The sequence below is a fragment of the Colwellia psychrerythraea 34H genome (genome assembly GCF_000012325.1).
GTDB classification, from domain to species: domain Bacteria; phylum Pseudomonadota; class Gammaproteobacteria; order Enterobacterales; family Alteromonadaceae; genus Colwellia; species Colwellia psychrerythraea_A.
The window spans coordinates 51781-71849 of record NC_003910.7 but is presented as its reverse complement, the minus strand read 5'-3'; the positions used below and the strand labels follow the sequence as shown (position 1 = coordinate 71849).

The 20069-nt window shown below is 40.5% G+C and carries 14 protein-coding genes, 1 tRNA gene and 2 rRNA genes; 4 read left to right on the top strand and 13 right to left on the bottom strand.

Annotation, left to right across the window (positions count from 1 at the left end; all coding sequences use genetic code 11):
- Positions 1-62: 62 nt before the first annotated feature.
- A complete protein-coding gene (locus CPS_RS00305; RefSeq protein ID WP_011040943.1) occupies positions 63-3533 on the bottom strand; it encodes a hybrid sensor histidine kinase/response regulator in 3471 nt (1156 codons plus the stop codon).
- 613 nt (positions 3534-4146) lie between these two features.
- On the opposite strand from CPS_RS00305, the gene CPS_RS00295 reads away from it, so the two are divergent.
- The 4 genes from CPS_RS00295 to CPS_RS00280 all read left to right on the top strand — a co-directional run bounded on the left by CPS_RS00295 (position 4147) and on the right by CPS_RS00280 (position 8225).
- Complete coding sequence (locus CPS_RS00295) at positions 4147-6327, top strand: TonB-dependent receptor (RefSeq protein WP_011040942.1); 2181 nt, start codon at positions 4147-4149, stop codon at positions 6325-6327.
- Between the two features lie 62 nt (positions 6328-6389).
- Positions 6390-6656, top strand: coding sequence for a hypothetical protein (locus CPS_RS00290; RefSeq protein ID WP_011040941.1), 267 nt, complete (start codon positions 6390-6392; stop codon positions 6654-6656).
- Complete coding sequence (pnuC, locus tag CPS_RS00285) at positions 6656-7309, top strand: nicotinamide riboside transporter PnuC (protein ID WP_011040940.1); 654 nt, start codon at positions 6656-6658, stop codon at positions 7307-7309. The genes CPS_RS00290 and pnuC overlap by 1 nt, the downstream gene beginning before the upstream one ends.
- A 4-nt stretch (positions 7310-7313) precedes the next feature.
- The gene (locus CPS_RS00280; protein WP_011040939.1) at positions 7314-8225 is read left to right on the top strand and encodes a choline/ethanolamine kinase family protein; all 912 of its coding nucleotides are present in this window, start codon (positions 7314-7316) and stop codon (positions 8223-8225) included.
- Positions 8226-8418: 193 nt separating this feature from the next.
- Here the strand turns inward: CPS_RS00280 and CPS_RS00275 are convergent, their stop codons facing one another.
- The 12 genes from CPS_RS00275 to CPS_RS00220 form a co-directional block, all read right to left on the bottom strand.
- Positions 8419-8841 (bottom strand): F0F1 ATP synthase subunit epsilon, encoded by a 423-nt coding sequence (locus CPS_RS00275; protein ID WP_011040938.1) that lies wholly within the window; start codon positions 8839-8841, stop codon positions 8419-8421.
- 61 nt (positions 8842-8902) lie between these two features.
- Positions 8903-10288: a F0F1 ATP synthase subunit beta gene (gene atpD, locus CPS_RS00270; protein ID WP_011040937.1), complete on the bottom strand. Its 1386-nt coding sequence runs from the start codon at positions 10286-10288 to the stop codon at positions 8903-8905.
- Between the two features lie 100 nt (positions 10289-10388).
- On the bottom strand, positions 10389-11252 hold the full coding sequence (gene atpG, locus CPS_RS00265; RefSeq protein ID WP_011040936.1) for a F0F1 ATP synthase subunit gamma: 864 nt from the start codon (positions 11250-11252) through the stop codon (positions 10389-10391).
- A 37-nt stretch (positions 11253-11289) separates the two neighbouring features.
- Positions 11290-12831 (bottom strand): F0F1 ATP synthase subunit alpha, encoded by a 1542-nt coding sequence (gene atpA / locus CPS_RS00260; protein ID WP_011040935.1) that lies wholly within the window; start codon positions 12829-12831, stop codon positions 11290-11292.
- 15 nt (positions 12832-12846) lie between these two features.
- A complete protein-coding gene (gene atpH, locus CPS_RS00255; RefSeq protein WP_011040934.1) occupies positions 12847-13380 on the bottom strand; it encodes a F0F1 ATP synthase subunit delta in 534 nt (177 codons plus the stop codon).
- A 12-nt stretch (positions 13381-13392) separates the two neighbouring features.
- A complete protein-coding gene (gene atpF, locus CPS_RS00250) occupies positions 13393-13863 on the bottom strand; it encodes a F0F1 ATP synthase subunit B (protein WP_011040933.1) in 471 nt (156 codons plus the stop codon).
- A 47-nt stretch (positions 13864-13910) separates the two neighbouring features.
- Positions 13911-14147: a F0F1 ATP synthase subunit C gene (atpE, locus tag CPS_RS00245; protein ID WP_011040932.1), complete on the bottom strand. Its 237-nt coding sequence runs from the start codon at positions 14145-14147 to the stop codon at positions 13911-13913.
- A gap of 98 nt (positions 14148-14245) precedes the next feature.
- Positions 14246-15031: a F0F1 ATP synthase subunit A gene (gene atpB / locus CPS_RS00240; protein ID WP_011040931.1), complete on the bottom strand. Its 786-nt coding sequence runs from the start codon at positions 15029-15031 to the stop codon at positions 14246-14248.
- A 43-nt stretch (positions 15032-15074) separates the two neighbouring features.
- The gene (locus CPS_RS00235; protein ID WP_011040930.1) at positions 15075-15461 is read right to left on the bottom strand and encodes an ATP synthase subunit I; all 387 of its coding nucleotides are present in this window, start codon (positions 15459-15461) and stop codon (positions 15075-15077) included.
- An 886-nt stretch (positions 15462-16347) separates the two neighbouring features.
- A 5S ribosomal RNA gene (gene rrf, locus CPS_RS00230) occupies positions 16348-16462 on the bottom strand.
- 169 nt (positions 16463-16631) lie between these two features.
- Positions 16632-19525: ribosomal RNA gene (locus tag CPS_RS00225) — 23S ribosomal RNA — on the bottom strand.
- Positions 19526-19961: 436 nt separating this feature from the next.
- Positions 19962-20037: transfer RNA gene (locus CPS_RS00220), tRNA-Ala, on the bottom strand.
- Between the last annotated feature and the right edge of the window lie 32 nt (positions 20038-20069).

Below are 20069 nucleotides of genomic sequence, written 5' to 3'. Positions count from 1 at the left end.
TTTCGTCATGCTTATGTTAACTAAAATCTACACAATAAGATTGTCTTACCGACTGTGCCAACCTAACTATAACCGACGTAATCTGCTTGTAGTTTCTTAGCAAGCATGGCACTCATCATCGCCCTTAACGCTGCTGGTTTCACTAATTTACGCATATATCCCACATCTAAACTTCTAGCCTTATCTTCAATCCCAGGCTCCGTTGTCGCCGTGATTAATATTGCGGGTAACGAATGATGACATTGGCTACGTAAATCACTAATTAAGGTTAAGCCATCAACTTGTTTGCCTTGTGGGTCATCAGTTTGATAACCCAATTGATAATCTACCAGTAATATATCAATCTCATTACTGTGATTAGCAAACTCTTCTAAGGCTGTTTCTCTAGAATCTGCTGCGAGGATATTACATTGCCATGCTGAAAGTAGCTCAACCATGCCACTGAGTACATCTGGATCATTATCAATACATAATACAGTAATGTCTTTTAAAGCAACGATAAAGCTTGGGTTATTAACAATACGACTTTGTACTAGTGGCTCAGCTTGTTCTACTTGCACAGAAAATTTACAGCCTTGCATAGTTTTTGATTGTAAGCTTAACGTGTGTCCCAATAACTGCGCCAAACTTTGTGTGATGTTAAGCCCTAAACCTAATCCTCTGCCCGCATGATTATTTGGGGTATTAAGTTGGGTAAATTGCTCGAACACCAGGACCTGCTTCTCAACTGGAATACCCGGCCCATTATCTAAAATTTGTATGATTACTTGATTATTAAAGACTCGGGCACCCAATAATACTTTGCCTGGACTTGCATACCTAAAGGCATTACCAACAAGGTTTTGAATGATACGTCTTAATAAGTGCCTATCTGACTTCACCCATACTTTACTCACCGCCAAACGAAACTCTACTGACTTCTCGATCGCAAGGGCCGAAAATTCTTGCGCTAAATCTTCAAATAATTCATTCAGTGCGAATGCTTGAATATTAGCTTTGATGTTGCCACTTTCTAATCGCGCAATTTCTGCTAAATCAGCTAATAAATCGTTCGCCGCTTTGAGAGAGCGATCGATATTTTCGACTTGCCTTTGCTGATCAGTCGTTAAATTATTTTGTTCTGACAATGCTGAAGTAAATAATCTCGCAGCTTCAAGCGGCTGCATTAAGTCATGGCTACAAGCGTTTAGGTATTGACTCTTTTTCAAATGCGCTTGTTCTGCTTTCTCATGTGCCTTCGCTAGCGCTTCATTCGTTTTAGCTAACGTTAGCGTACGTTCATAAACACGGGTTTCAAGATCAAGGTTTGCTTCTTTGAGGACTTGCTCTGCTTGTCGATATGCCGTGATATCAGAAAATAGCATGACAAAACCGCCACCAGGAAGCGGATTACCTTCAATGCGAATAGTTTGGCCACTCACTTGTTGCCGCTCCGAGCTATGCGGGCTACCTTTACGTAAAAAATCTAAACGACGCTCTACCTGTGACTCTATATCACCAGAGCCGCACAAACCTCGTTTCACGTTATGACGAATAAGGGCGGATATTGGGCTGCCCATATAGACTAATTCAGGGGGGTATTCGAATAAGTCTAAGTATTTTTTATTCCAAGCCACTAAGCGTAACTCATCATCAACAATCGAAATGCCCTCACTCGCATTCTCAATGGCACTTTGTAGTAAATGTTGAGAAAATTCTTGCTGTTGACTAGATGCATCTTCAACAAGTACCGCCAGCTCTTCTAGGGCAATATCACGACCATCTAATGCGGAAGAAAGCACTAGTCGTGCCGAAGATGAGCCCATAACCGTAGCTAAGGTATTTTCGGTATGTTGGATCAATTGTTGATTATAAATGACATTGCCCAACTCCTTTTTATCATGCGATGATAAAAAGGAATTAAAGTTAGCTTGTGCTTTTTCCAAACCAACGAAACGCGAGGCTAACAGTTCTAATTCTTGTACATCAAGCTGTCTTTTTTTCTCTACTTTTAATAACTTAGGTGACTGCCACTCTAAAAACAATGATGCTTGAACTCGCTCTTGTACACTTTGTCTGCTGATTTGAGACAAAGCCCACATTACAATAATGTTAGCGCCTAAACTAAATAAGGTCGCCGTGGTTTTAACAGGCAAAAAGCCTTCGGCAAAAGGCGAAGCATATAGACCAAACTGAGGTAAAAAGTTAAGAGTAAGCCACAAAATAAAACCCACTAAAATCCCTGCATAAACGCCCATTAAACTAGCACGACGCCAATAAAAAGCAGCAATAAGGGCTGGTGTTAATTGTGCGAAAGCGCCAAAGGCCACTTCCCCTAATGAAGAGAGTGTATCTGGTGAAGCCATGATGAAAACACCATAACCTAATAAAATAACAAACAAAGCCAATAATTTTCTAATATTTAACAATCGCTTGCGAAAGTTATCATAGTCAGTCTGTGCTACTTTTTGACGACGATAAAGCAGAGGGAAAACAATTTCATTACTCAACATGGTACTCAAAGCAATCGAAGAGATAATGACCATAGAACTTGCTGCCGAGACTGCACCTAAAAAGGCAAATAAGGTCAACCATGTTTGTTGGGTAACGTCAGGAAGAAAGAGTACGTAGGTATCAGAAGGCACCGTATTACCAAGAAGCATTTGACCAGCTAACCCCAACGGCACAGCAAAAAAGGCAAAAATTAAAATATATATAGGGAAAACTCGACGACTTAACCAAGTATCTCTTTGATCCTTAAGCTCAACAACCATGACTTGGAATTGCCTTGGCAAAGACAAGAAAGCCGCCATAACAATCACCAACATGGCAAACATTGACGTTACATTGTCTATGGTTAATTGCTGTTCTAATAATTCATCAGCATTGGCCTGCTGCCAAATATCTGCTGGCGAGTCATACAAGACAAAACAAACGAAGATACCTACCGCTAAAAAGGCCGCTAACTTCACTAAAGATTCAAAGGCAATGGCCAGCATCACACCTGGGTGTCGCTCAGTGACATCGATATGTCTAATACCAAATAAAACGGTAAACATAGCTAGAACTAAACTAACAACTAGACCGATGTGCCAGCTATTTAAGCTTTGGTCTATTTGAAGTTGCTGAAATGAATACACCATAGCTTTAAGCTGCAGCGCGATATAAGGCATGGTGCCAACGAGCGCAACAATTGTGACCATGATAGCGAGATTGTGAGACTTACCAAATCGAGCTGCCAATAGATCAGCAATTGAGGTTAAATGAAGTTTTAAACTAACGCGAATAATACGTTGGATAAATGGCCAAGCAAAAACGAATAATAGAATGGGCCCTAAATAAATAGGTAAGTGAGACAGTAAACTGGTCGATGCTTGTCCTGTTGTTCCTAAAAAACTCCAAGAGGTACAGTAAACCCCCAAGGTCAGTGCATAAATAATGCTCTGTCCCTTTCTAGCCAACTGGTGTCGGTATCGGTCACCTAAAAAAGCAATTAAAAATAATAGGCCAATATAAGCCAAACTTAACAGCACTAATTGCCAATTAGGAAACATAAACACTCACTACTTTTGATTTATACCAAGAGGACGATAAATGACTCCAATTAGCATTATAAGAAATTACCACAATGTGGATTCCCCAATATACCTAAGGTACCAAACAATAAAAAGATTATAGTGTATTTATTTGCTAGAATAGCGTTGAACCAAGGGGTGCGCTGTCATTTAATTATTTTTAACTGATTTGTCGCTGAGAAATATACTCTTTGAACCTGGGCAGAAAATTAGTTTACTTAATTTTTTGGCATAGGGATGGTGGATACCAAGTCCATTTATATATGACTTAGTCAGAGCTACGCTAGGGAAGTTAGAACAAATAGAATTTGTGAAAGTTTAGTCATTCTAAATCAAATAAATTCGTGCCGTTATCACTTTCCTAACGAGCTCCCAAAGGCGAGTACCTAATAAAAGGTAAAGGCTTATATGCAGCGTTATTGATTGCGACAAGGGAATAACCATTCTCTGCAATCAAAGCCTTGCCTAATAAACCTTTTAATTCTCGCTGAATAGTTAATATATTAATAGAATTGGTATTGTAGATAAATCTAAAAAATTCATCAAAATTATCCTCCTTGCACACGCTCCTACTTTTTTTTGATGAGATTTTATGACGTTCTCCAAATCTGCTACCTGTTTAGCTATCACTGCAAGTCTATTTAACGTTACCGCTTCAGCTGAACAGCAAGCGAATAATGACACCAGCAATACCGGCAATACCGGCAATACCGGCAATCTTGAAACTATCACGGTCACCAGTGATTTTCGCCAGCAAAACTTACAAAATACTCCAGCTTCTTTATCGGTTTTAACCGATATTGAAATTAATCAACGAAATGCACGTCATCTCGAAGAATTAGTTGCTGTTAGCCCTAATGTTAACTTTGCCAGTGGCTCACAGCGAGCACGTTATTATCAAATTCGTGGCATTGGTGAACGTAGTCAATTTCAAGAGCCGATCAACCCCTCTGTAGGTATGATTATTGACGATATCGACTTTACTGGTATTGGCAGCATCGCTAATTTATTTGATGTGAAGCAAGCTGAAATTTTTCGAGGTCCTCAAGGCACACGTTTTGGTGCTAACGCAATTGCAGGCATGATCAATATTACCACCAATGAACCCACAGAAGATTTTGAAGGTGCTGTTCAACTGGGTGTTGGTAATTATAATTCTTACGATATGGGTGTTGCCTTATCTGGACCTGCAAGTGATACAGTGAATTATCGTCTAGCCGTCAACCAACATAACAGTGACGGTTTTACCGAAAATATCCATTTACAACGAGATGATACCAACAATCGTGATGAATTAAGCGTACGTGGCAAGTTAGCCATAGAAGCAAGTAATGATCTAACCATTGACCTTGCTGGATTCTATTTCGATTTTGATAATGGCTATGATGTATTTTCTTTAGATAACACCAGAGAAACCTATTCAGACCAACCTGGTTTTGACCAACAAGAAACAGCTGCCTTTTCAGCAAAATTTACCTATACAGGTTTTGAAAGCGCCACCCTATTAGCCATTGTCAGCCATTCAGATACAGATTTAGGCTATGGTTACGATGAAGATTGGGCCTTTGGCGAATATGAGTGGCGCAGTGATGACCCTGTTTATACTCCAGACCCATGCATTACCCCATCTGGCTGTTTAGCTGATTTTGATGGCTACTCATCTACTGACCATTATTACCGTGATAAAACCGTATTAACGACTGAGTTACGTGCGGTTTCTAACCAAGGCCAAGAAATTTTTAATGGCAGTACTGCTTGGGTTGCAGGCGTTTACTTTAAACAAGACGATGAAGACCTTTTACGCCAATACACTTATGCTAGCGGTGACTTTACTTCAATTAACGAAAGCACGAGTGTAGCGTTGTATGGTCAATTAGATACTCAAATTGCTGAAAAATGGTCGTTAATGTCAGGCTTACGCATTGAAAATCGCAGTGCTGACTATAACAATTCAGATTTATTTGATGACAGGATCGACGATACAATGGTGGGTGGTAAGTTAGTACTTAGTTACCAGCAAAATGAAGACAGTATGTGGTACGGATCAATTAACCGAGGCTATAAAGCGGGTGGGCATAATACCGATGGTACTTTACCTGAAGATTTACGTACTTTTGACCCTGAGTATTTATTGAATTATGAAATCGGCTACAAAGTTTCTTTACTCGAGAACAGTGCTTATGTTCGAACTTCGGTTTTCTATATGGATCGCGAAGACATGCAAGTTAAGAGTTCTAAAACCATAATACGTGAAGATGGTAGCTCTGAATTTATTAGCTATTTAGGTAACGCCGCTACGGGTAGTAACTATGGTGTTGAAATTGAAGGTGCTTGGTATATAAATGACTTAATAAACGTGTACGGGTCACTCGGTTTACTTGATACAGAGTTCAATGATTTTGTTAATGCTGATGGTGTTTCATTAAGCGGGCGTGAACAGGCCCATGCGCCAAATTATCAATTTAACGTCGGCATAAATGTTCAACCTACTGACCATTGGTTAATTAACTTGTCAGTTGATGGTAAAGATAGTTTTTACTTTTCCGATAGCCATGACGAGCAATCAGAATCCGTTGCACTATTAAATGCCTCAGTCGCTTATATACAAGATAATTGGCAGATAAAGATTTGGGGTCGTAACTTAGCAAATGAAGACTACGCAAATCGAGGTTTTTACTTTGGTAATGACCCTCGTGATGGCTATACTGCAAAACAATACACGCAGCTTTCAGAGCCATTAGTCTTCGGCGCTACGCTAGATTATCAATTCTAATCACTACTGATATAAACTTGGAAGTGACTAACCTCACTTCCAAAAACCTTGAGAGGTAACTTATGAAAATATCTATCGAACTGAGCTTATACCCACTAGCAGAAGAACAGTATAAAACAGAAATTTGGGCGTTTATAAAACGACTGAGAGGTGTTGAAGGTTTACAAGTGATAACCAACGGTATGAGTACGCAAGTATTTGGTGATTACGATCTTGCGGTGAACCATGTAATGGCTGAAATTAAGCACGTTCATAAAACCACAGGTGCTGCAGTTTTTGTCTGTAAATTTATTAATGGTGATCGTTCACAAGTTGAAGCAGAAAGTTAATGACAGAATTATTAAACAGTGTATCGGCCTATTTTCAACAGCTGCCATGGCTTGAGCTAGTTGCTATGGTGCTTTCAATAGCATACGTGATTCTAGCCGCTAAAGGCTCACGATGGTGTTGGCCAGCAGCCTTTATAAGTACAGCACTATATACTGTTATCTTTTATGACGTTTTATTATTAATGGATAGCGCTTTGAACGCCTATTACCTGTTAATGGCGGTTTATGGTTATTGGCAATGGTCTAAACAACCTGATCAAAATCAAAATGAAAGTAGCCAACTAACCATCGTTAGCTGGCAATTAAGTTGGCATATCAAGGTTTGTGCTGCCCTAGCACTACTGGCGATGGGGTTAGGTTATCTTATGGATAATTATTCTCCTGCACACTTTCCTTACTTAGATACCTTCACCACGGTTTATGCGGTATTTGCTACTTATTTAGTGGCTAACAAAGTGTTAGAAAACTGGCTTTATTGGATTGTTATTGATTTAGCTTCTATCTATTTATATCTTGAAAAAGGCTTAATTCCGACTACCGTTTTATTTATTGTTTTCGTTATTGTTGCTGGTTACGGCTATCATAAATGGTTGAAACTTTACCAAAAGTCTTCAACGAATTTACAACCTTCTGCTATAGCTAACACTAGATAGTTTAATGTCGCTTACCTCTTCACAACTTAACTCACTCAGATCCCTACCTTGTTTTGAAAAGGTAGTAGATATTTCATTGTTGATTGATGGCATGAGTCACACCTGCATTAAAGTGACGACTGCCTTACAGGTTTTTTTTGTAAAAAAATTAAATAGTGAAACTGCTGAAACAGAGGTTTTATCTAGCAAATATGCAGCTAAACATGGCCTAAGCCCAAGAATTATCTACCATGACAATGCTTGGTTAGTCACTGACTATATTGTGGGTATTACACTGGATAAAAATGAACTTAGCAGTAGTCAGTGTATTGATACTGGCCTAACTCTCATGGCTAAATTACATCAGTTAGTACCACAACCGAATGCTAAAACTATTCCCTGTTTAGATACTTCTGAGTCAGTACGGCGCTTATTCACTAACCCCAACTCAATACCATCACAACAAAAACTTTTCTTAGCAGACATCACTGAAACACTGACTTTAAAGATTGGTATCGAACAGAAGCGCTCTGATGTCACTAATATTATTTGCCATGGTGATATAAATTACAGCAATATTATTATTGATGAAACGCGACAATCTTGGTTAATAGATTTCGAATGTAGCCATTTAGCACCGGTAGATTTCGACTTATCAATGTTCATTGCTATTAATAACATTTCACCTCTCCACATAGATGAGATTGTTAATCGCTATATGTCCTTAGTACCAAGTTACAAGCCGAATAAAATATTATTAACTTACTATCTTCTTTATAGCTACTTTATAAATGGCTTATGGTATTTAGATAATACAAATGATGCAAAAATTAATAATCATTTGAGATCACTAGCTATTGAACAATGGTCAGCATTCGATAGTTTTGTGGTAAAATATCACTTAGATATACCAAAATTAATGCCGTTAATAAGTTAATACTTTCCTAATCTAATTTTTCTTTCTTTCATGCAAAACATTCAACTTTACTGCAGGCACAAAAAAGCCACTTTACTAAAAGTAAAGTGGCTTTCAAAATCGGTATCTGTGTTTACTTCTACGCTTACTTTTAAGAGTAGAAGTCACTAAACCTGAGGGTATTTATCTAGTTACTAACAAAAGTAACCAAATATTAGCTATGCTTGCTAGTCGCTTGAATAACGCGTAATTGCGCTACTGCACGAGCTAATTCAGCAGCAACAGCAGCATAGTCAACATCGCCGCCATGGGCGTTCATGTTGTCTTCTGCACGTTGTTTAGCAGCAAGAGCCGCTTCTTCATCCAAGTCCGCAGCACGCGTAGCTACATCAGCTAACACGGTAACGTTATTTGGTTGAACTTCTAACATACCACCTGAAAGATAGATAACTTCTTCAGTGCCATCTGCTTTAGTGATAAGTGCCATACCAGGTTTTAGTGAGGTCAGTAAAGGTGCGTGACCAGGCATAATGCCTAATTCACCTTCACTACCTGTGATCTGTAATGATTTAATGCTACCAGAAAACAAGCTTTCTTCTGCACTTACTACATTAAGATTAACAGTTAATAATGCCATTTGACTCGACCTCTATTCATGTAATTCCCTACCGCTTTTGCTGCAGGGAATTACCAGATGATTACATCTTGTTCGCTTTCTCGATGGCTTCTTCAATACCACCAACCATGTAGAACGCTTGCTCAGGCATATCATCGTATTCACCAGCTAAAATGCCTTTAAAGCCAGCAATGGTGTCTTTTAATGATACATATTTACCAGGAGAACCAGTAAATACTTCAGCAACGAAGAACGGCTGAGATAAGTAACGCTGAATCTTACGTGCACGAGATACAGTTTGCTTATCTTCTTCAGATAACTCATCCATACCTAAGATGGCGATGATATCTTTAAGTTCTTTGTAACGTTGTAATACTGTTTGAACGCCACGAGCAGTTTCATAATGTTCAGTACCAACTACTAATGGATCTAGTTGACGTGAAGATGAATCTAGTGGGTCAATCGCAGGATAAATACCTTGCGAAGCAATATCACGACTTAATACAACAGTTGCATCTAAGTGAGCAAAAGTAGTTGCAGGGCTAGGGTCAGTTAAATCATCTGCTGGTACGTATACCGCTTGGATTGAAGTGATTGAACCTTTGTTAGTTGAAGTAATACGTTCTTGTAATACACCCATTTCTTCAGCAAGTGTTGGTTGATAACCAACCGCTGATGGCATACGTCCAAGAAGTGCAGAAACTTCAGTACCCGCAAGAGTATAACGATAGATATTATCAACAAAGAATAATACGTCACGACCTTCGTCACGGAATTTCTCAGCCATAGTTAAACCAGTAAAGGCAACACGTAAACGGTTTCCTGGAGGCTCGTTCATTTGGCCGTAAACTAATGATACTTTATCAAGTACATTAGAATCATTCATTTCGTGATAGAAATCGTTACCTTCACGTGTACGCTCACCAACACCAGCAAATACTGAGTAACCACTGTGCTCGATTGCGATGTTACGGATAAGTTCCATCATGTTTACTGTTTTACCAACACCAGCACCACCGAAAAGACCAACTTTACCACCCTTAGCGAATGGACAAACTAAATCGATTACTTTGATACCAGTTTCTAACAATTCGTTAGACATTGATTGTTCAGCATAAGCAGGTGCTTCACGGTGAATAGACCAACGGTCTTTTTCGCCGATAGGGCCAGCTTCATCAATTGGCTCACCCAGTACGTTCATGATGCGACCTAAAGTCTCAACACCAACTGGTACTTGGATTCCTTGACCTGTATTTACTACATTCAGACCACGACGCAAACCGTCAGATGTACCCATTGCGATAGTACGCACAACGCCGCCACCAAGCTGCTGTTGCACTTCAAGTACTAAACCTTCAAGGTCACCTTCAGTTATCTTTAATGCGTCATATACCTGAGGTACGGCATCTTGTGGAAATTCTACATCCACAACTGCGCCAATTATTTGGACGACTTTACCTGTACTCATGTTTATTCCTCTTAATTTAAGTTAGCCCAGCTTCGCTTAGGCTAACTTGTCGTTAAATTACGAAAATTGTTTCAGATTTATTCATTACTGAATTATCTGCTTACCCTACCGCAGCTGCACCAGCAACAATCTCACCCAATTCTTGAGTGATTGCCGCTTGACGCGCTTTGTTGTATACCAACTGTAGATCGTCGATTAAATCACCAGCATTATCTGTTGCGGCTTTCATCGCAACCATACGGGCAGCTTGCTCACAAGCTATGTTTTCAACAACACCTTGGTATACTTGAGATTCGATATAACGAACTAATAACTTATCTAACAATGAGTTAGCATCAGGTTCGTAGATATAATCCCAACGATGACTAATTTCTTCGTCATCTGATTTAGGTAGAGGTAACAATTGATCAATTGTCGCGTCTTGCGTCATAGTATTAACAAATTTGTTATACACAACGTATAGCTTATCAATTTCACCGTTATCATAAGCTTTAAGCATTACCGCAACACTACCAACTAAGTCAGTAAGTGAAGGGGAATCCCCTAAGCCAGATATTTGTGCAGATACTTTAGCGCCCATATTGTTGAAAAATGATGTAGCTTTTGAGCCTACGACACCAAATTCAACTTCAGCACCTGATGCTTGCTTTTCAGCAGCATCAGCAAGTACTTTCTTAAATAAGTTAATATTTAAGCCACCACACAAACCACGGTCGGTTGAGACGACAATATAGCCAACACGCTTAGTTTCACGTTCTTCCATATATGGATGACGATATTCTAAGTTACCAAGCGCAATATGACCGATCACATTTCGTATATTTGTCGCATATGGACGAGAGGCTGCCATGCCTTCCTGCGCTTTACGCATTTTACTGGCAGCTACCATTTCCATAGCGCTTGTGATCTTTTGAGTGTTTTTAACACTCGCAATCTTGGTTTTTATTTCTTTACCAACGGCCATGACTCTTCTCCGAAAAGGTTACTTAATTAAAGACTGATTACCAAGTTTGAGTAGACTTGAAATTTTCAAGTGCTGTTTTCAAACTAGCTTCGATATCTTTATTGTAATCACCCTTTTCGTTGATAGTAGCCATCAACGCAGCTTGCTCATTACTCATGTATGCATGTAGAGCTTCTTCAAAATCAACAACCTTGTTTATAGCAACGTCGTTTAAGAAACCTTTTTCAGCAGCAAATAATGATACCGCTGTTTCTGCAATTGATAATGGGCTGTACTGCTTCTGCTTCATTAATTCTGTTACGCGTTGTCCATGCTCTAATTGAGCACGAGTCGCGTCATCTAAATCAGATGCGAATTGAGCGAAAGCTGCTAATTCAGCGTATTGAGCCAATGCTAAACGAATACCACCACCAAGTTTCTTGATGATTTTAGTTTGCGCAGCACCACCAACACGAGATACTGAAATACCAGCATTAACAGCAGGACGTATGCCTGAGTTAAATAGATCTGATTGTAAGAAAATCTGACCATCGGTAATTGAGATTACGTTAGTTGGTACGAAAGCAGATACATCACCCGCTTGCGTTTCAATAATTGGTAAGGCAGTTAATGAACCTGTTTTACCTTTAACTTCACCGTTAGTGAATTTTTCAACGTATGCTTCGTTTACACGAGCAGCACGTTCTAATAAACGACTATGAAGATAGAAAACGTCACCTGGGTACGCTTCACGACCTGGCGGACGACGTAAAAGTAATGAAATTTGACGGTAAGCAACAGCTTGCTTAGACAAATCATCATATACGATTAGTGCATCTTCACCGCGATCACGGAAGTATTCACCCATTGAACAACCAGCATATGGAGCTAGGTATTGTAGTGCAGCAGCTTCAGAAGCTGAGGCAACAACAACAATAGTATTTGATAACGCGCCGTGCTCTTCTAAGCTACGTACAACGTTTGCAACGGTAGAAGCTTTCTGACCGATAGCAACATAAATACTTTTAATACCTGTGTTCTTTTGGTTGATGATAGCGTCAAGTGCAATCGCTGATTTACCGATTTGACGGTCACCAATGATTAATTCACGCTGTCCACGACCAATTGGAATCATAGCATCAATTGACTTGATACCAGTTTGAACTGGTTCGTCAACGGATTTACGATCGATAACACCTGGTGCAATAACTTCTACTGGAGAGAAGCCATCATTTTCAATTGGGCCTTTGCCATCAATTGGTTCACCTAAAGTGTTTACTACGCGGCCTAATAAACCACGACCTACTGGTACTTCTAAAATACGACCAGTACCTTTAACTTTTTGGCCTTCCGCTAAATCAGCGTAAGGGCCCATTACTACCGCACCTACCGAATCACGGTCTAGGTTTAACGCGATAGCAAAACGGCTACCAGGAAGTTCGATCATTTCACCTTGCATTACATCGGCAAGGCCATTGATACGAATGATACCATCTGTTACAGAAACGATAGTACCTTCGTTGCGAGCTTCGCTGACAACGTTAAACTGTTCAATTCTATTCTTGATCAGTTCAGCGATTTCAGTGGAATTCAGTTGCATGCTCTGTTCCCTTATCTAAGATTGTAATGTTGTTGCTAAGCGGTTCAGTTTACCTTTGATTGAACCATCTATTACCATGTCACCAGCTTTTATAACTAAACCGGAGACGATACTCGCATCAACAAAACAATTAAGCTTTACTTTACGTGCCAAGCGCTTTTCAAGCGCGGCGCTTAATGTTGTTTTTTGCTCTGCTGTTACTTCAACAGCAGAGGTTACATCCACAGAAACTTCTTGGTCAAAATCAGCTTTTAACGCTATAAATTGCTCAAGAACCTGTGGTAGCACCAACAAACGTTCGTTTATTGCCATTACTTTCAAAAAGTTTTGGCCTTGACTGTCTACTTGCTCACCACAAACATTTAAAAATAATGTTTGTGCTTGCTCTACTGAAGCACCACTAGATAAAAAACCTTTGATGGTTTCATCTTTAGCAACTTCAGCAGCAAAAGTTAACTGGACTAGCCAGCTATCTATTGCTTTAGCTTCAACAGCAAATTCGAACGCTGCTTTAGCGTAAGGACGAGCGACAGTTGTCAATTCAGACATAGCTCTTTCCTCTTAAAGTTCAGCGACGAGTTTATCTAAGATGTCGCTATGTGCAGCGGCATCAATTGAACGCTCAAGAATTTTCTCGGCACCGGCAATAGCAAGAACTGCAACTTCTTTGCGCAATTCTTCTTTAGCTCGGTTACGTTCAGTTTCAATTTCCGCATGACCGCTAGCTAAGATTCTTTCTTTCTCAACTTGTGCTTTACCTGCAGCTTCATCAACAATTTTAGCTTCATGTTTTTTAGCAGCATCAACAATAGACGCAGCTTGAACTTTAGCTTCTTTTAATTGAGCTGTAGCTTTCTCTTGAGCTAACTCAAGATCTTTAGCAGCACGGTCTGAAGCAGCAAGTCCGTCAGCAATAGTTGCTTGACGATCTTCTATAGCACCAATAATTGGTGGCCATACATACTTCATACAGAATATTACAAATACGACAAACGCAATTAATTGGCCAACTAGGGTCATATTAATATCCATTGTGCGTACCTCCTATCAATTATTCGTTTAAAAAAAAAGTGGTAAAATTAACCAATTTTAACGAATAAGATGTATAAACCAATAGCAACACCGATCATCGCGATAGCATCGATTAGACCCGCTACGATGAACATTTTAACTTGTAGTTGTGGTGCTAGTTCAGGTTGACGAGCAGCAGATTCTAAGAATTTACCACCTAAAAGACCAAAACCAATAGCAGTACCAAGAGCACCTAAACCAATTAGCAAAGCCGCTGCAATATACATTAAGCCAAAGTTTTCCATTTTTATCTCCGATTGTTTAAAGTTAAAGTTTTAAAAATTTCTGTTTTGATGAAGAAAGTTATTTACCCACTCGGGCCTGATAACCTTCTTCGACAAATTTAGTGATCTTCATGCGCTAAACTAAGATATACAATAGTTAGCATCATAAAAATAAACGCTTGTAATGGGATTACCAACAAGTGGAAAGCTGCCCATAAAAAGTGTACTGGCAATTGGAATACACCAATTGTTGCGATAAGTAAGAAAATCAACTCACCTGCATATAAGTTACCAAATAAACGTAAAGCTAGTGATAATGGTCGAGCTAGCATAGTTACCGTTTCAAGGATAAAGTTTACTGGGTATAAAGACCAGTGACCAAAAGGCTGTGTAGTAAGTTCTTTCATGAAACCACCTACGCCTTTTACTTTGATTGAATAGTAGATGATTAGGATAAATACACCTAACGCAAGACCAAAAGTAATGTTTGGATCAGCTGTTGGTACAGGTTTCATGTAGATATCACCTAAAGGCATACCTGTAACCCAATGGATTAAGTGTGGTAAAAGATCCACTGGAACCCAATCCATAGAGTTCATTAAGAGAATCCATACGAAAATGGTTAAGCTTAATGGTGCAATTAACGCGTTTTTGCCATGGAAAGTGCTTTTAACACTATCATCAACAAATCCAACAACCATTTCTACTGCACATTGCAGTTTGCCTGGTACGCCAGAAGTTGCTTTTTTAGCAACGGAACGAAAAATCGTTAAAAAGACCAAACCCAAGAATACAGACCATCCTAATGAATCCAAGTGAACAGCCCAGAAGCCCTCACCTACTTTCAAATTAGATAAATGGTGCGTAATATATTCTTGGCTGGTTAACACAGCGCCTGATGACATATTAATTTCCCAATAATTAAAGTTTAAAAAATAAAAAAGTAAATTACCGCTGCTGCTTAATAATAAACGGAGTTATTATTGGCAAAGCCATAACTAAACAAAACATGCTAAAAAATGGTAACGGGCTAATCACTACAAATTTGATTGTTAAACCAAGTAGTAACGCCATTAACGCCATTTTTTGCTTTACGCCACTAAAGAATGATTCTACAACCATCTTTGACGCTCTCGCACCAGCAAATCTAAATGCTTTGTATGCGAAAAATAAATTGGGCAGTATCCCAATTATGCCACCTAAAGCAGCTGACTTTGCGGATTCAAATCCCCAAATAAAATATGTTATCAGTGTAAAAATGAGTGTTATTAGGGTTATCAAAGCACTTTGTTGATAGGCAAATTTCCGGCCTGGCTTTGTAAGTTCATTTCTCATATTTTTTAAATTTTCTTATACGACGTTATTCGTATGACACACTGATTTTTTAAAGTAAAAACTTTAACTTTAAAAAGTTTGCGCAAGTATACTTAACTTGTCTTTTTTTGCAAGATATAAGGGCAATAGACGCACTATATTTGTGCGAATATCTCATATTCACCAAAGAAATACCGTTTTATATAATTATAATTTGAAACGATCAAGATAAGCCTCTTAATAGATGTATAAGGTAGTCAAAGTTAATTAATATAGACTATGTATTGTTTATAATTTCTTGGCTTTAAAAGGCTATTACAATAAAGCAGGTGGCCATATCCAAAATCACATGTTCATAGCTTGTTTTCAAAAGATATCAATAATTCAAGAAACTAGCTCAAGTGAAGTGATTATCGTATTATATTTTTGGAATCGATCTCTGTTTTCACAGTGAATATCTAACTTCTTAAGTTAATAACTTTATGACCTAACAGTAATATTCCGTTCTCTGTATACTTAACTCCCAGAGAACAAGATCACATAGCCAGAGTTATGGCCTTTTTACAATAAAGTTTAACAATGTCTTATGCTCCATAGACTACATTTTTTAAATCCCAGACAGCAAAAAGCCCGACTCATTCGAATCGGGCTTCTCTAAATATAATGTAGTAATGTCCTGCACTCACAAGTGCTTAACGAACCTAAGTCACACTACCCTCGGCGCAAGGGCTTTCACTTCACTATCTGTGAGATTGTTCAAATGCCAGAAAGCAAAAAATCCGTAGCGTAAGCTACAAGTTTCTTTAAAGAGAAACTTAGCAATGTACTACGCTCATATGGACTTCGTTTTTTAAATCCCAGACAGTAAAAAGCCCGTTACTTTCGTAACGGGCTTCTCTAATTAGAAGTTTAGCAATGTCCTACTCTCACATGGGAACTCCCACACTACCATCGGCGCAACTGCGTTTCACTTCTGAGTTCGGAAAGGGATCAGGTGGGACCACAGCGCTATTGTCGCTAAACAAAAAGGGGACAATCTTAGAAAGCTTGCTCAATGAGCTATAAATATCGTTTGGTTTTCTTGGTTCAAGTAACACGTAAGTACGTGATGTTTTCTTACCTTTCGGTCTATGTCAATCTTTATACAAATCACTTCAGTATCACTTCTCAGCAAAACTACTTGGGTGTTGTATGGTTAAGCCTCACGGGTAATTAGTATCAGTTAGCTCAATGCCTCGCAGCACTTACACACCTGACCTATCAACGTTGTAGTCTCCAACGACCCTTTAGGGGACTTAAAGTCCCAGTGAGAACTCATCTCAAAGCCTGCTTCCCGCTTAGATGCTTTCAGCGGTTATCAGTTCCGAACGTAGCTACCGGGCAATGCCATTGGCATGACAACCCGAACACCAGTGGTTCGTCCACTCCGGTCCTCTCGTACTAGGAGCAGCCCTCTTCAATTCTCAAACGCCCACGGCAGATAGGGACCGAACTGTCTCACGACGTTCTAAACCCAGCTCGCGTACCACTTTAAATGGCGAACAGCCATACCCTTGGGACCGACTTCAGCCCCAGGATGTGATGAGCCGACATCGAGGTGCCAAACACCGCCGTCGATATGAACTCTTGGGCGGTATCAGCCTGTTATCCCCGGAGTACCTTTTATCCGTTGAGCGATGGCCCTTCCATACAGAACCACCGGATCACTATGACCTACTTTCGTACCTGCTCGACGTGTCTGTCTCGCAGTTAAGCTGGCTTATGCCATTGCACTAACCGTACGATGTCCGACCGTACTTAGCCAACCTTCGTGCTCCTCCGTTACTCTTTGGGAGGAGACCGCCCCAGTCAAACTACCCACCAGACAGTGTCCCCAAGCCCGATAAGGGCCCTAGGTTAGAACATCACGCATACAAGGGTGGTATTTCAAGATTGGCTCCACCACATCTAGCGACATGGTTTCAAAGCCTCCCACCTATCCTACACATGTAGGAGCAATGTTCACTGTCAAGCTATAGTAAAGGTTCACGGGGTCTTTCCGTCTAGCCGCGGGTATACGGCATCTTAACCGCAAATTCAATTTCACTGAGTCTCGGGTGGAGACAGTGTGGCCATGATTACGCCATTCGTGCAGGTCGGAACTTACCCGACAAGGAATTTCGCTACCTTAGGACCGTTATAGTTACGGCCGCCGTTTACCGGGGCTTCGATCATCAGCTTCGTCCGAGGACTAACCGAATCAATTAACCTTCCGGCACCGGGCAGGCGTCACACCGTATACGTCATCTTTCGATTTTGCACAGTGCTGTGTTTTTAATAAACAGTTCCAGCCACCTGGTTACTTCGACTACTCTTCGCTTACACCGCAAGGGTTTAACGTTGAGCAGCGTACCTTCTCCCGAAGTTACGGTACTATTTTGCCTAGTTCCTTCACCCGAGTTCTCTCAAGCGCCTTAGTATTCTCTACCTAACCACCTGTGTCGGTTTGGGGTACGGTTCCTATATATCTGAAGCTTAGAAGCTTTTCCTGGAAGCATGGCATCAACAACTTCAACTCCGTAGAGTCTCGTCTCGTATCTCAGTGTTAATGAAGACCCGGATTTACCTAAGTCAACCACCTACATACTTTCACACGGACTACCAACGCCGTGCTTGTTTAGCCTACTCCGTCCCTCCTTCGCAATATATAGAAGTACAGAAATATTAATCTGTTTCCCATCGACTACGCGTTTCCGCCTCGCCTTAGGGGCCGACTTACCCTGCCCTGATTAACATGGGACAGGAAACCTTGGTCTTTCGGCGGGGGAGTTTTTCACTCCCCTTATCGTTACTCATGTCAGCATTCGCACTTCTGATACCTCCAGCAAACTTCTCAATTCACCTTCAACGGCTTACAGAACGCTCCCCTACCACTTGAACCTAAGTTCAAATCCGCAGCTTCGGTGACTAGTTTAGCCCCGTTACATCTTCCGCGCAGACCGACTCGACTAGTGAGCTATTACGCTTTCTTTAAAGGATGGCTGCTTCTAAGCCAACCTCCTAGCTGTCTATGCCTTTCCACATCGTTTCCCACTTAACTAGTACTTTGGGACCTTAGCTGGCGGTCTGGGTTGTTTCCCTCTTCACAACGGACGTTAGCACCCGCAGTGTGTCTCCCGCATATCACTCATTGGTATTCGGAGTTTGCAAAGGGTTGGTAAGTCGGGATGACCCCCTAGCCTTAACAGTGCTCTACCCCCAATGGTGTTCGTGCGAGGCTCTACCTAAATAGATTTCGGGGAGAACCAGCTATCTCCCGGCTTGATTAGCCTTTCACTCCGACCCACAAGTCATCACCGCATTTTTCAACATACGTGTGTTCGGTCCTCCAGTTGATGTTACTCAACCTTCAACCTGCCCATGGGTAGATCGCCGGGTTTCGGGTCTATACCCTGCAACTAAACGCGCAGTTAACACTCGCTTTCGCTACGGCTCCCCTAATCGGTTAACCTTGCTACAGAATATAAGTCGCTGACCCATTATACAAAAGGTACGCAGTCACCCGACTAAATCGGGCTCCCACTGCTTGTACGTATGCGGTTTCAGGTTCTATTTCACTCCCCTCACAGGGGTTCTTTTCGCCTTTCCCTCACGGTACTGGTTCACTATCGGTCAGTTAGTAGTATTTAGCCTTGGAGGATGGTCCCCCCATATTCAGACAAAGTTTCACGTGCTCCGTCCTACTCGATTTCACTTAAAGGTTGCTTTTGTATACGGGACTATCACCCTGTATCGTTGTCCTTTCCAGAACATTCTACTAGCACCCTATAAGCTTAAGGGCTGATTCGCGTTCGCTCGCCGCTACTAACGAAATCTCGGTTGATTTCTTTTCCTCGGGGTACTTAGATGTTTCAGTTCTCCCGGTTCGCTTCGTTACGCTATGTATTCACGTAACGATACCTACCTTATGGTAAGTGGGTTTCCCCATTCGGACATCTTTGGCTATAACGGTTTTTATCACCTCACCAAAGCTTTTCGCAGATTAACACGTCCTTCATCGCCTCTAACTGCCAAGGCATCCACCACATACGCTTAGTCACTTAACCATACAACCCTAAGTAGTCTCATCCGAAGATTTGAAAACGAAGTACGCCCCGGAGACTAATCCAAGACAATTGTAAAGTCTGACATTTTCACGTACTCAGTATATCCGAAGATATACGATGAGTTACTTGATAAGACATCATGCTCTTGCGAGCAGTATGAATTCGATAATACATCCTTGGGGGGATGCACTATCACCATTACTTCATTCACGATAAGAGAATGAGATAACAGCTTGGTATTTATAACATTACAAACAACAGCGCGACACCGTGTTTGTTATATAAATACCGATATTTATATCAGCTTTCCAGATTGTTAAAGAATTCAAATTAGCACGCATTCGGCATAATTTGTGGTTTAAAAAACCAAATTTAAAATCACTATAAAGTGTATTTAAATTTGGTCTCTTTCTTTAGTAAAAGATACGTGATGAGTTGGTGGAGCTAAGCAGGATCGAACTGCTGACCTCCTGCGTGCAAGGCAGGCGCTCTCCCAGCTGAGCTATAGCCCCATCAGGGTATCTTTCAATTTGTTATCATGTAA